This is a genomic window from Hirschia sp. (assembly GCF_058892565.1).
In genome coordinates, this window is the sequence record NZ_JBZXVU010000025.1 from 1 (window position 1) to 13307 (window position 13307).

Annotated in this window: 11 protein-coding genes and 1 tRNA gene; 9 read left to right on the top strand and 3 right to left on the bottom strand. The window is 43.5% G+C overall.

What is annotated here, in order from left to right; genetic code table 11:
• Positions 1-57: 57 nt before the first annotated feature.
• The 4 genes from AC5EF3_RS10330 (at position 58) to AC5EF3_RS10345 (ending at position 2118) form a co-directional block, all read left to right on the top strand.
• Positions 58-684, top strand: coding sequence for a Maf family nucleotide pyrophosphatase (locus AC5EF3_RS10330; protein ID WP_493547998.1), 627 nt, complete (start codon positions 58-60; stop codon positions 682-684).
• Positions 685-694: 10 nt separating this feature from the next.
• The gene (locus tag AC5EF3_RS10335) at positions 695-1783 is read left to right on the top strand and encodes a ribonuclease E/G (protein WP_493547999.1); all 1089 of its coding nucleotides are present in this window, start codon (positions 695-697) and stop codon (positions 1781-1783) included.
• Positions 1780-1971, top strand: coding sequence for a DNA gyrase inhibitor YacG (locus AC5EF3_RS10340; RefSeq protein ID WP_015827601.1), 192 nt, complete (start codon positions 1780-1782; stop codon positions 1969-1971). Before AC5EF3_RS10335 ends, AC5EF3_RS10340 begins: the two co-directional genes overlap by 4 nt.
• A gap of 72 nt (positions 1972-2043) precedes the next feature.
• Positions 2044-2118 (top strand) — tRNA-Phe (locus tag AC5EF3_RS10345).
• 201 nt (positions 2119-2319) lie between these two features.
• Here the strand turns inward: AC5EF3_RS10345 and AC5EF3_RS10350 are convergent.
• The 3 genes from AC5EF3_RS10350 to bcp all read right to left on the bottom strand — a co-directional run bounded on the left by AC5EF3_RS10350 (position 2320) and on the right by bcp (position 4740).
• Positions 2320-2799 (bottom strand): bactofilin family protein, encoded by a 480-nt coding sequence (locus AC5EF3_RS10350; RefSeq protein WP_493548000.1) that lies wholly within the window; start codon positions 2797-2799, stop codon positions 2320-2322.
• Positions 2783-4018, bottom strand: coding sequence for a peptidoglycan DD-metalloendopeptidase family protein (locus AC5EF3_RS10355; RefSeq protein WP_493548001.1), 1236 nt, complete (start codon positions 4016-4018; stop codon positions 2783-2785). Before AC5EF3_RS10355 ends, AC5EF3_RS10350 begins: the two co-directional genes overlap by 17 nt.
• A gap of 245 nt (positions 4019-4263) precedes the next feature.
• A complete protein-coding gene (bcp, locus tag AC5EF3_RS10360) occupies positions 4264-4740 on the bottom strand; it encodes a thioredoxin-dependent thiol peroxidase (RefSeq protein WP_493548002.1) in 477 nt (158 codons plus the stop codon).
• 106 nt (positions 4741-4846) lie between these two features.
• On the opposite strand from bcp, the gene AC5EF3_RS10365 reads away from it, so the two are divergent.
• The 5 genes from AC5EF3_RS10365 (at position 4847) to AC5EF3_RS10385 (ending at position 13306) form a co-directional block, all read left to right on the top strand.
• Positions 4847-8203, top strand: coding sequence for a YhdP family protein (locus AC5EF3_RS10365; RefSeq protein WP_493548003.1), 3357 nt, complete (start codon positions 4847-4849; stop codon positions 8201-8203).
• A gap of 200 nt (positions 8204-8403) precedes the next feature.
• Complete coding sequence (locus AC5EF3_RS10370) at positions 8404-9897, top strand: SulP family inorganic anion transporter (protein WP_493548020.1); 1494 nt, start codon at positions 8404-8406, stop codon at positions 9895-9897.
• Between the two features lie 61 nt (positions 9898-9958).
• A complete protein-coding gene (locus tag AC5EF3_RS10375; RefSeq protein ID WP_493548004.1) occupies positions 9959-10813 on the top strand; it encodes a universal stress protein in 855 nt (284 codons plus the stop codon).
• A gap of 125 nt (positions 10814-10938) precedes the next feature.
• Positions 10939-12243 (top strand): NupC/NupG family nucleoside CNT transporter, encoded by a 1305-nt coding sequence (locus AC5EF3_RS10380; protein WP_233356657.1) that lies wholly within the window; start codon positions 10939-10941, stop codon positions 12241-12243.
• Between the two features lie 157 nt (positions 12244-12400).
• Positions 12401-13306, top strand: a complete 906-nt coding sequence (locus AC5EF3_RS10385) for a hypothetical protein (RefSeq protein WP_015827593.1) — start codon at positions 12401-12403, stop codon at positions 13304-13306.
• Position 13307 lies beyond the last annotated feature (1 nt).

A 13307-nucleotide genomic window follows, 5' to 3' on the forward strand; every position in this document is an offset into this window, starting at 1 on the left:
ATGACACCATATGACCTGACTAAAGGTCGTATCACTTACCGTTTTAAATAACATTCTGTGACGGACAATACGCCTGATATTCAGACGTCTAACCTGCCGCAAAGGCTTGTGCTCGCGAGTGCAAGTCCGCGGCGTCGTGACTTATTAAATCAGATTTGTATTCATCCAGATATTATTCAACCTGCTGATTTGGATGAAACTCCATTGGAAGGTGAATTACCGCGTCCATTAGCAAAACGACTTGCACATGAAAAATGCAGGGAAGTTTTGGGAATGCTAAAGGAGCCAGCTTTTGTATTGGCCGCTGATACTGTCGTATCTGTGGGACGCAGAATACTACCCAAAACCGAAAATTTGGAAGAAGCTAAGGCTTGTCTTAAATTGCTTTCAGGGCGTACTCACCGTGTGTTTACCGGTTTGAGTCTCGCATCACCTGATGGGAAACAGTCTACCAAAGTGATTGAAACGAGGGTTAGCTTTAAACGGTTATCGCAAACAGAGCAAAGCCGATATATAGAGAGCCTAGAATGGCAGGGTAAAGCTGGTGGCTATGCTATTCAGGGCCTTGCTGCTGCGTTTGTAATCAACGTATCAGGTTCTTACTCATCAATTGTTGGGTTGCCGCTATATGAAACCAATTCTATGCTAGAGGGTATGGGATATATAACTAAGCACGCAAAATAGGTGTGTTATTATGCCGGGGCCTGATAAGCTTAAAGTTAGCGAATATGTATGTGACCATATAGGCCTACGGGTACGCGTGCTGGCCGATATGCAAGGTAGGCTTGTACGGCTTCATTTAGACCCTTGGAGCACACGCAATAAACGCGCAGAGCTCGGGCAGATTTGGCGTGGGCGTGTGCTAAATAAAGAACCTGGCGCGCGCGGATGCCTTGTTGATATTGGTTTAAAACAACCGACCTTCCTGCAAATCAATAAAACTGCACCCCCCAATGGAGCGCTTGTAGATGTAAAAATAAAATCTGAAGCGAGATTTGAAAAAAGTGCAGTTTCTGTTCTTGATAACCGCGCAAGCAACATAAAACTTCAATCTTCTGACGTCGGATTTCTAATTGAGGCTGCTGAAGACCCTTTTTATATCGGCGTGGATGTAGCTGGGCTCATTGAGGGTGAGGAAGCAGCTGACATAGCACTTGAAGCTATAGATGAAGCTTTACAGACTAAATGTAACCTAATTGGTGGCGGATGCATTTATGTAGAGCCAACACGTGCTCTAATTTCCGTTGATGTTGATGCAGGAAATAGGATTAATAAAGGTAATAGGTCTCAATTTGCCGTCGAGACAAATTTGCTGGCAGCTGACGCTATAGCAAATAAGTTATCCCTATCATCTCTAGCGGGTTTGGTTGTCATTGATTTTTTAAAAATGACTACCAAAGAGCATGCGATTCAAGTTCCGTCCGCTTTTGAGGGGGCGCTTTCAAAATACTTAGGACGTAAAAGTCAGCTGGCACGGCTTTCTCAATTTGGCATTTTGGAGGTGAATATAGCTCATACATTCTCTCCTATACCTCACATTGTAGCAAGCTTAGACAATGGGGAGTGGTATTCTTTGAGGTTTCTTCGAGAGTTGGAACGCCAAGCCACTGTGAGCCGTGGGGCGTTTTTCCTTTGTAACGTATCTCAGCCTATTCATAGGTGGCTGCAAGCCTCTTCTATCGAATGGTCAAAGCGTTTGGTGGAGCGTGTCGGGAAGAGATTCGAAATTGTAGAGGATGCGACACTCGAAAAGAGTGAATTTAAGATAGGGCCGCAGAAATGAGTCAGAAAATTTGTACTAACTGTGAAAGAAGTTTTGACACTAAAGGCTTTGAGCCATTTTGTTCGAAACGGTGTGCTGATGTGGACCTGCATCATTGGATGCAGGGTAGTTATGTCATCCCTGGGAGCGGATTGGATGTGGAGGAAAACGCACCTTCTTTCACTTCTTCACAGGATGATGAAAGATAATTGAAATTTACCGTAGACATACGATAATCACTTGATTATACATCGCGCTTCAACAACGTTGTTGGTGTTCGTGCCCGAGTAGCTCAGGGGTAGAGCAGAGGATTGAAAATCCTCGTGTCGGTGGTTCGATTCCGCCCTCGGGCACCATCACGTTGTTAAATAAGTGTCTTTTACCTGAAAATTGCTGCCTATTCAAAATTTGCCACTCAGTATGAGTGGCAAACAAGAATGAGTAATGTTTCCCAATTATAGTGGATTTTGGTTCGATCGACATAATATGGATGTCACAAAAAAAGGTGCACAATCTAAGATCGCGCACCTTTTAAATTTTGAACCAATTTAAAAAATTTATACTTTGGGCGATTCCGGTGCAGCTGCTGCTGGACGTGGAGCATCATTGAGGGGATCTTGGGAGTGGCGCACTTGGCCTTCAAAGATTGCGTTTGGCTCAATGGACAGAGATGCGTGAGTGATGTCGCCTTCTACTTTCGCACCTGTGCAAAGTTGAACTTTTTTGCCGCGCACTTGTCCTTTAACAGAACCGCGCACAATAACTGTTTCTGCGATAACTTCGCCTGATACAGCGCCTGTATTACCAATAGTGAGGGAAGATGCGCGAATGTCGCCTTCGATGTTGCCATCAACTTGAACTTCGCCTTGCGATACAATGGATCCCTTCATCTTAACATCAGCACTGATGATAGAAGGTGCTGCTCTGTTGGGGGATGAAGGAGCGCGTTTGGCTTGCTCCGGCACAGAAACTGACGGTGTTGTCGGCTTATTGCCAACTGGAGTCGTGTTATCTGGTGTTTTACCCTTGGTGAACATGTTTTCCGGCCCTTAGAAATTTAATTGGATCATACGTTTTACCACGGAAGTGTACTTCATAGTGAAGGTGTACTCCAGTAGATCTACCTGTTGTACCCATACCACCAACCTTTTGACCAAGTATGACGGAATCACCTTTTTTTACACTGATGCTGGCAAGATGTCCGTAACGAGTCATAAAACCAAACCCGTGATCAACCTCTACTGCGCGCCCATATCCGGCTTTTCTTCCGGCGAAAACAACTTTACCAGGAGCAGTCGCTGTTACAGGTGCATTTCTAAATGCGCCCATGTCTAATCCAGAGTGCCAAGCTAAACGACCCGTAAATGGATCTCGTCTTTTTCCGTAACCAGATGTTTCACGAAAAGACACACCGACCGGTGCACCTAAAGGCATTGCTAGAATTAGATCTTCGAAAAACTGAGCTTCAGCCAATCTTGTCTTTACTTCTCTCACACGAAGCGAAAAATCTTCACCTTCACTCTGAAGATCTACTGATGAAAAATTTGTCGGTTCGACTTCGTGAAGAGGGCCACCAGCAAATGTGTTGGACTGATCAACAACGCGACCAACGCCAACACCTGTTAGCCTCAACACACCGCGCATGCGCTCTGCGCGTTCTACGGCCCTGTCTTCAGCATTATCAAGAAAGGCGGCTTGTTCAGCCCGAAGACTATCTATTTGTGCTCTAAATCCGGCAACTTCTAAGCTGGCTGTGATACCTTTTGATGGACGTGATGTGCGTGCATCCGCTTCTTCAATTGTAGAATTTAGAAGAATTTTTCCGTCAGTACCGTTTAAAGCCAACTCTCCTTCATTGCTTTCATGTCCCTTTAGGGCACCTAGCAGAGTTTTTAAGGTAGCGTGTCGGCGTTCAAATTCAGAGGTCGCATTCGTAAATGCTATTGTTTTTTCTTCCAGAAGAGAGAGGGCTGCTGCTTCGCGTGCTTGTGAAGCTTGGAGCCAGCGTTCAATTTTAGCTATTTTGCGTTCATCAGCGTTCGTTTGAAAAGTATTCGTCGGCCCTTGGAGGAGAGTGTTGACAGATGCAAATACGCACCAACCTGCCACAAGGGTCGCACCACCAGCAAACAACGCTTGCTGGAAGGGAGATACGGATACGTATCTTACTGAACCACCACTACGGTGATAAATTTGACGTTCAGGAAAAACCCGATCAAAAAGTGCTCTGGCTTGAGCTTTAACTTCATCCGCCATCAAAATTCGCCCATTTTGTAATCGTACTCTGCTCTACTGCTTCTTTTTATTCGAAACCGTGCTCTTAAAGACACATATTATGAATAACTCACAAAGTGCAACAAGCGAAGCCTAATTATGCAAATAACAACGATAAAATACAATTAGACTGTTAAATTAGCTTAAATAGCTAAATTTTTCTTTGTTGCGCGTTAACTATCCAGCATGAAGCAAGTTTGGGGCCGGAAAGTGGCAAAAGTGGATATTTACAATATTATTGTCCGAACGGATTGTAAGACTGTCTCGACATGATCTTTCACTCTTACCTTCCGCCATATGTTTACAATATCACCATTTGTGTCAATTAAAAATGTGGACCTTTCAATGCCCATATAGGTTTTTCCATAATTTTTCTTTTCTTTCCATACGCCATAAGATTCGCACACAATGCCATCTTCATCTGATCCTAGTTCAATAGTTAGATTATGTTTTGTGATGAAGTTTTCATGTTTTTTTAGAGAATCCTTCGAAATTCCAAGAATTTTGGTGTTTAATGATTCAAACTCAGCAAGTTTTTGTGAGAATTCTAATGCTTCTGTTGTGCATCCAGGTGTGTTGTCTTTGGGATAGAAAAACAGCACGAGATTTGATCCCTTAAAGCTTTCCTTGCTCAGAGCATGCCCAATGTTTGTTTTTATTTCAAAATCAGGAGCTGATAAACCTGATGATAATTCTTCGTTCATTGAAATATAACCTGTATAGTGATTGAAGTTGAGTCTTCCTTGATTAAGAAGATCAGTTGTTCTGGTTTGAGTATAGTGTACGGACATAAAGAATGTGGCGTTTAAAATGAAATTTTCTCTAAGAATGCTCTTTCTTGAATTTCTAGCGTTACTTGTAATTCTTACTCTCGTTGCTGGCGGGCTTCTAGCCTGGCGTTTGACGAAAGGACCTTTGGATATGAATGTGTTTCGGCCTCAGGTCGAAGCAGCACTGACGAAGGCGCGTGGTGGTCAACGGGTAGATATTGAGACTTTGGCACTTGCATGGTCGCCTGATAAAAAGCGGATTGAAGCGACTATTGGAGGTATTACAACTTATACTTTTGATAATCAGGTTCATGCAAAAGCTGAAAAGGGAGCTGTTTGGTTTGACACAGCAACTTTAATTCAAGGCAAAATAAATATTGTAAAAATTAGGCTCGAAAACGGTTCATCAGCTCTACATCGGGATGTTTACGGAAACTGGAAAATAGTTCCACCTGAGATGGAGGTTTTTCCCGAAACTGAAAACAATCAACCAACTAAAGATGCAACTATTATCTGGGATTGGAGAAGATGGATTCCTCAATTCAGAGACCACGTTGAAACCCAATCTTTTCAGAGCGTTGAATTTTCCAATTTTAACCTGAGGCTTACAGATAGTATCACAGGGCTTAACTGGAAAACCGTTGGTGCGGAAGGTATTTGGTCAGCGGATGAAGATGGTCTGATGTTGGATGTATCGGGTGATCTGCAAGGCATTGATGCTCCAAATGCTGTACAACTCCGTTTTTTCTCAGATGCTGCAATAGAGAATTTTTCCGTTGAACTAGGTGTTGTCGGTGCTGACCCAGCAAAACTTGCTGCTTTTCTGACCGAAGAAAACTATGACCTCATTTATGAGGGGGTAGTGGATTTCAATATTGGTGCGACTGCAAACGAAAAAGATGGGCTACTTACGGCACAAGTGTCTGCGGCTGGCGAAAATGGAGTGGTGTTGTATAAGCAATCCCCCTATTCTTTAAATTCAATGAGTTTCGAGGCACTCTTTGATATTAAAGCCAGAGAAGTAAATCTTACTCAGTTGAATTTAAACACCCAAAAAGTTGAAGGTGGTTTTTCCGGAGTTGCAGATTTTTCTAGTCTGTTCAGCGGTAGCGAAGTCCACAAGTTTCCTTTCAAAATAGTCGCTGAAAATGTCTGGGTGGACTTTCAGCCTATGTTCTCTCAATCATGGGATATAAATGCATTTGAAGTGGATGGTGTACTAGATACCAGTATTCTATCGGTTGTCATTGACCGAATGAGTGGCTCAGTACCTGGGTTTTCAGGTGCTGGATCTGGACGCGTTTATCTCGAACCTGAGCTTCTTGTAGAAGAGGGCGATACCAAAAAGTCGTTTGGTCAACGAATAGGTGTTGAGGTCAAGGCGACGGGTGAAGGAAAAGCATCGCCGCAACAAATAATCTCATATTGGCCTGTTAAACTTGGTTCAGGAGCGCGTGATTGGGCAAAAAGAAACATTAAGGATGGTCGTGCGACCAAGCTTAATTTCTTCATGGATTTTCCTCCCGGTACAAACTCTAAGCCGATTGTACCCGACAAGGCGCTGACGCTTGATTTTCGAGTAGAAGATGCGGAAGTGAAATTTTTGGAAGATTTACCTCCCATAACGGAAGCTTCAGGTGTGGGAAGGCTCCGTGGAAATAGCATGAAAATCAACCTTGAAAGTGGGAAATTTGGAGATTGGCTTATTGATGAAGGGAGCGTTGATCTACCAGCGTTCCATCCTGCTGGCGCGATTTCTGAATATTCTGCAACAGGTCGAGGAAACCTGAAGGCTTTGATGGAGATACTTGAAGGTTCTAGGTTAAATGTATGTTCTCGTTACGATTTAGCCTGTGATCAAATGAGGGGAGAGGGTGGTCTCGAAGTCAATATAAAACGGCCAATGAGTGAGAAGACGACCATTCAAGATATAGTGTTTGACGCGTCAGGTGGGTTTGTAGAAACGGAAATACCAGATTTGGTTTCCGGTTTTGGTTTAGTTAACACTGATTTGACTGTGAAGTTGGTAAACGAGTCTCTGGAAATCAAAGGAGCTGGCCGTTTCGGATCTGCTCCTGCTGAATTTACTTGGAAACAATTATTCAATGATGATGCTGACACCAGCTTGGTTGCGAACGCAGTCATAACCCCCGATCTTTTCAATTCATTAGGATTAGCGGCACGCTCTATTATGCAGGGTGAAGCTGATTTGGAGTTGGAAGCATATGGGAAAGGTCGAGACTTCAACAGTATCGATATGCATGTGGATTTAACTGGGGCCGCAATTAATTTAGCAGAAATTGGCTGGCTGAAACCTCTATATGTACCTGCTTCTGGTGAAATTAGGTATGGTAAAGGGCCAAGTGGAGAAGCAGTCCTGACAGGAGACATTGAAGCTAAAGGACTGGAACTTGCTGGTGAACTGACGTTTGACGATGAAAATGGATTACAACGGGCTAATATCGAACGTATTTATTCTGAGAATCGACTTGATATGCGTGGGGATCTCAACCGTGCAACTAATGGTGATGTGCAGATCAATGTGTCAGGTCCGTTTCTTGATGCCAGCAGATGGATAGATGGTTTATCTGAGTTTGGCAAAGAAGGCCCTGGTCCTGGTGTCAACATTCTAGCCAATGTCTCAGTTGATAAATTAAAGTTGAGGGAAAACATAGAGTTACTAAATTCCAAAATCGTTTTGGATATGAATCCAGAGACATTGGAGCGGGGGTTGGTTTCTGGAACTATTTCTCGAGGGAAAGGTGTTGAAGCAACGTTTGAACGTGATGGTGGAGATATAGCATTTCAACTTCGATCAGATGATGCCGGATATATTTTGAAAACACTGTTCAAGACAGATTACCTCATTGGAGGAACGCTGAACATGAATGGTGTCTTTGGAAAAGAATTTGGGACTGCCGAAATGTTTATGAAGGATATTCGTTTAAAGGGAGCTCCAATTCTCGCACAAGTATTTGCATTGGCAAGTTTGAGAGGGCTTACTGATGTTCTCAATGGAGACGGTGTATTTTTCACTGAAGTAGAAGCACCTATCCGGATAAACAACGGTCAAATTGAACTTCCTGGTGTTAAGGCGTCTGGGCCCGCAATGGGGCTGACGACGAGAGGATGGTTAAATTTGGATAGTGGGGAACTGAACCTAGATGGAGTTGTGGTGCCGTCATTTGGCGTAAACTCGGCTTTGGGTGGTATTCCAATTATCGGTGATCTCTTTGTTTCAAGACAGGGAGAAGGTGTATTTGCTGTAACTTATTCTGTTCGGGGTGCTTTGGAGCGCGCGCGCGTTTCCATAAACCCACTTTCAGCCGTTACACCGGGCTTTCTAAGACGAATAATGGAAAACCCAAGCACGATTCCAACACCTGATGCTGAGTAAAAAAAGCATTATAGAGTTGTTCTGATTAGTTTGAGTTCAGTTTGTGCTGAATTTGCCAAGTTTCACTCAATTTTTAAAGAGGGGGTAGAGATTCGTGTAAATCTCTGCCAGACAGCGGTTTCAAGCGTGAAATCATAATCATGATACAAAGTGTCTTCGCGCCCTTTCCCGTATGGAGAATATCTGTGAATCAAGAGTTTATGTATCGAATGAGATCAGAATGGTTTGGCAATATCCGTGGAGATTTGCTGTCTGGACTCGTTGTGGCGCTGGCTTTGATACCAGAAGCTATTGCATTTTCTTTGATTGCAGGCGTGGACCCTAAAATCGGACTATATGCATCATTTTCAATTGCAGTGTTAACGGCGTTCTTTGGTGGGCGCCCCGGTATGATTTCCGCAGCAACTGCTGCAACAGCGGTTTTAATGATCAATCTGGTCAAAGAATTTGGGCTAGATTACTTGTTAGCTGCAACAATTCTTGCAGGTATATTACAAGTGATAGCAGGGTATCTCAAACTTGGATATCTCATGCGTTTTGTATCTAAGTCAGTGATGACTGGTTTTGTGAATGCACTCGCCATTTTGATCTTTTTAGCGCAAGTTCCTGAACTAAATCCATCTACATTTGGTGGTCAGATCCCTTACATCACATATGGAATGGTCGCTGCTGGATTGGGAATCATCTATTTATTTCCGTTATTAACAAAGGCTATTCCATCACCACTAGTATGCATTGTTGTGCTGACGGTTTTGTCTTTATGGCTGGGTTGGGATGTGCGAACGGTTGGAGACCTTGGTGAGCTGCCCTCAAGTTTGCCGAATTTTCTGATTCCCAACGTGCCATTTACGCTGGAAACTTTACAGATCATATTCCCATATTCTGCCGCTGTGGCTGCCGTTGGGTTGTTAGAATCTTTGATGACCCAGAATATTGTTGATGAATTGACCGATACGACAAGCGATCGAAAACAAGAATGTATTGGTCAAGGGATAGCCAATTTCTGCACTGGTTTTATTGGTGGGATGGCAGGATGCGCCATGATTGGTCAGTCAATGATCAATGTAAAATCAGGTGGACGTGGTCGGCTTTCTACATTTATCGCCGGTGTTTTTCTCCTAATTTTATGTGTCGTTTTGGGGGATATGGTAAGTAAAATTCCAATGCCCGCATTGGTAGCCATCATGATCATGGTGTCCATTGGTACTTTCTCATGGTCGTCTGTTAAAAACTTGAAGACGCACCCTAGGAGCTCGAGCATTGTTATGCTGGCGACAGTGCTAACTGTGATTTCTACTCACAACCTCGCCATCGGTGTACTTGTTGGGGTGTTGCTATCGGGCGTGTTCTTTGCTTGGAAAATCGCTCAAATCTTCCGCGTATCATCAGAGTTGAGTGAAGATGGCCGTACGCGATTATACCGGATTGAAGGGCAATTATTCTTTGCTTCTGTCGAAGACTTTAATGCGTCGTTTGACTTTAAGGAAGCACTAGAAAAAGTCGTAATAGATGTCAGCGGCGCGCACATTTGGGATATTTCAAGCGTTGCTGCTGTGGATGCTGTTGTCTTGAAATTTAGACGAGAAGGTGCAGAAGTCGAACTGAAGGGATTGAATAAGGCAAGTGAAACCATCGTTGATAATCTTGCCATTCATGACAAGCCGGGTGCGATGGATCGTCTGCTAGATCACTAATATTGAAGAGGGCAAAGTCTAAAGCCCTTATGTTACGATAGTTGTTGAAGGGCTGGAACATATGAAGTTAGTCGCATTGATAGACGGTTCTGCATACTCGCAAAGTGTGTGTGATTACGCGGCATGGGCCACCCTTCGTTCTGAAGGCAAACTTGATCTTCTACATGTACTTGACGACCGTAATCATTCTAGTTCGACGTCAAACCTTTCCGGTAATATTGGATTAGGTGCACGGACATCTATTATGGAAGAATTAGCGGAGCTTGACGCGCAGCGCGCCAAAATTGCTCAAAAAAAGGGACGTGCTATTCTTGAAGATGCTGATACGCGAGTCGCTGCATTCGGGGTGGACAATGTTGAATCAAAATTGCGCAATGGCGACTTGGTTGAAACTGTAACTACCTTCGAAAAAGATGCGGATCTAATCATTATCGGAAAACGGGGTGAAGCCGCTGATTTTGCTAAGATGCATTTGGGGTCTAATCTAGAGCGTGTCGTACGCGCAGCACAAAAGCCTGTTATGGTTGCGTCTCGAAAATACCAAGAACCCCAAAAGCTTTTAATCGCTTATGACGGAGGAATTTCCTCAGAAAAAGCAATAGATGCAGTATCTACAAACGCGATGTATGCTGGATTATCTTGTCACCTAATATCTGTGACAAATACTGAAAAATCAGCATTGGCTGATAAATTAGAAGCGGCCAAGCAAAAACTGGAAAATGCAGGTTTTGCTGTTTCGGTTGAAATGAAGATAGGGCAACCAGCAACCGTCATTTCGCAAGTATGTGCCGATCAAGATTTTGATATGCTTATCATGGGCGCTTACGGTCATTCTCATATTCGTAGTTTAATAATCGGATCAACGACAACTGAGGTTATCCGTAAATGCCTTATACCGGTTGTTCTATATAGATAACTGGCAATAAATCTTGCTTTTTGCTGGTAAGTTGATGCGGTCTAAATTTGCAGCTTGTTCACTTAAGTCTTGAATGGTCTCAATTGAAATATATAGGTATTTGAAATGATGTGGTGTTTGGATTGATGGCTATGGTTGATTGGGGATGGGATAATGCAAGGGCCCTTATAGGGATGATTGTAATTGTCGCGATTGCTTGGCTTGTATCGGAAAAGCGTAGCGCCTTCCCATTAAAGACGGTGATAGGTGCAATAGGGCTTCAATTTATATTTGCCCTATTACTTTTTGGTCTCCCAAAGTTATTTGGAAAAAGCAGTGCGTTTGGAGATAGTGGTGAGCCCAATATTGTCATTCAACTACTGCAAGATGCGACCAAAGCCGGAACATCTTTCGTATATGGATATCTAGGTGACAACACGTCTTTTCCTGTATCTGACACAGGATTTGTTGCACCGATTTTTGTCTTTCAGATACTTCCCCTATTAATTGTCGTTGCATCCTTGTCAGCTATGCTTTGGCATTGGGGAATATTGAGAGCAATTACACGTGCTTTTGCGTATGTTTTTGCAAAGACAATGGGGTTGGGTGGTGCAACGAGCCTTGCCGTGTCCGCTAATATTTTTATGGGAATGACGGAAGCGCCTGTACTCGTGAAGCCTTATTTGAAAGGTATGAGTAGGTCTGAGATATTTATTCTCATGACGACAGGATTTGCTACCATAGCAGGTTCAGTTCTAGTTATTTATGTCAGCTTTTTAGAAGGTGTAATTGCAAATCCTTTGTCGCAATTATTGACAGCTTCTTTTATGGCCGCACCAGCAGCAGTTGCCATTGCGCTTGTGATTGTTCCTGAAGAAACATCTTCTACCGATAGAGCTCATGAACCGGATTTTAAGTATCAATCAACGATGGACGCGTTTTCGCGAGGAGCCACAGATGGGCTTTCCATTGTGATGAACATCACCACGATGTTGATAGCAGCACTCGCTATATTGCATTTGGGAAACAGCCTTTTAGGCTTATTACCTATTCAGCCCAATGGCGAAGCGCTTTCGATTCAACGTGTCTTAGGTTGGGTGTTTTCACCACTAATGTGGTTGATCGGCGTGCCGTGGGAAGAAGCTCAAAAATCAGGTTCTCTTATGGGCATCAAAACTGTCCTCACTGAATTTATTGCTTTTGCAAACCTAGGTGAGACACCTGATGCTGAGTTGAGTGAACGATCTAGAATCATTACGGCTCATGCAATATGCGGATTTGCAAATTTTGGTTCTATTGGCATTCTGATTGGTGGTCTTGCCATAGTAGAACCTGATCGCAGGGATACTTTTCTAAGTTTGGCATGGAAGACATTACTGGCTGGAACGCTTGCAACTTGTATGTCGGGAGCTGTTGTCGGATTTCTTCCAGAAGCTTTATTTGTAAATTAGAAATGCCTTGTTTCAGGTAGAGATTTCATTTGCAGCGAGGTGTATGGCCCGTTAGTTGCAGTTGAGTGCTCTGAAATTGCTTGTTGTTTTAGTTCCTATTCTGTTAATTGGAATGACAAGGAATTTAACACGAAACGATTGCTGGAAAACTTTGTAAATGACCTATCGCTATTATTATATGTCCGTTGCTGTGCTTAGTTTAGGAGCTTGTGCAACGGTAGATCAGGCATCAAATCAGCAATTTGTTACGAACACGAATACCATACAATCTTTAGAGACACGCGCTGTAGACCTTTATTGTCAGGCTGATCCAAATGGACGTTTGATGGGGCGTGGTGGTGCTGGAGGTATTGCACCCATTCACGGGCTAACCGCAGGTTCTTATGTCATAAGTACTATGATGATGGGGATGGGGCCTTTAATCGCGCTTGAAGACCGTGAAGCGCTGGAAAAGAAAGTTCAGCAAGTTCTTGATGATGAAACAGATGGTCGCAAACTTGACTGGAAGGCACCTTCCACCGGCCAAAAAGTTATTATGCGGCCGGGAAAAACAAAATCATCCTTTAGGCTTGTTTCAGTTCCCAGAGCCGATGAAGTGGGTAAAACACCAGAAAGTTTCCGAGTAGAGCAGGGTGAATTTATCACGACAAAATCAGCTGCTTTGCGCCCATCTCCGACTTCTTCAAGCAATGTTCGTATTGATACAGTACCAGCAGGTGTGAGACTTCAGTTAATGGGCCGCGTTAGAGGTATGTATTCAGACGATTGGTATATGGTGGGAGCTGATGGTCGATCTTATGGGTATATGGAACCTGCAGATTTGAGGCCGGCTATTGATAGTGATCCAGTTGATTTTTATCATCGTGTAACTGGTCCAACAATGCGAGACCCAATACCAGCGACTGTGACATGTCGAGAGCTTGCATATGAAACCGATATGGGAACGGAGACTATGCAAGCCTGTCGTAGTCCTGAAGGAAAATGGATAGCCGATCCACCTGAAGGAGACGCAGCAGCAAATAAAGCGTGTCAGCCAGTTAGCAGGCCTTATCTTTTAAGATAAG

What these genes read in the sequence shown, in the direction of transcription:
- AC5EF3_RS10335 (WP_493547999.1), top strand. Translation starts at nt 695, where the DNA reads ATGCCGGGGCCTGATAAGCTTAAAGTTAGCGAATATGTATGTGACCAT.
- AC5EF3_RS10340 (WP_015827601.1), top strand. Translation starts at nt 1,780, where the DNA reads ATGAGTCAGAAAATTTGTACTAACTGTGAAAGAAGTTTTGACACTAAA.
- AC5EF3_RS10350 (WP_493548000.1), bottom strand. Translation starts at nt 2,799, where the DNA reads ATGTTCACCAAGGGTAAAACACCAGATAACACGACTCCAGTTGGCAAT.
- AC5EF3_RS10355 (WP_493548001.1), bottom strand. Translation starts at nt 4,018, where the DNA reads ATGGCGGATGAAGTTAAAGCTCAAGCCAGAGCACTTTTTGATCGGGTT.
- bcp (WP_493548002.1), bottom strand. Translation starts at nt 4,740, where the DNA reads ATGAACGAAGAATTATCATCAGGTTTATCAGCTCCTGATTTTGAAATA.
- AC5EF3_RS10365 (WP_493548003.1), top strand. Translation starts at nt 4,847, where the DNA reads ATGAAATTTTCTCTAAGAATGCTCTTTCTTGAATTTCTAGCGTTACTT.
- AC5EF3_RS10370 (WP_493548020.1), top strand. Translation starts at nt 8,404, where the DNA reads ATGTATCGAATGAGATCAGAATGGTTTGGCAATATCCGTGGAGATTTG.
- AC5EF3_RS10375 (WP_493548004.1), top strand. Translation starts at nt 9,959, where the DNA reads ATGAAGTTAGTCGCATTGATAGACGGTTCTGCATACTCGCAAAGTGTG.
- AC5EF3_RS10380 (WP_233356657.1), top strand. Translation starts at nt 10,939, where the DNA reads ATGGCTATGGTTGATTGGGGATGGGATAATGCAAGGGCCCTTATAGGG.
- AC5EF3_RS10385 (WP_015827593.1), top strand. Translation starts at nt 12,401, where the DNA reads ATGACCTATCGCTATTATTATATGTCCGTTGCTGTGCTTAGTTTAGGA.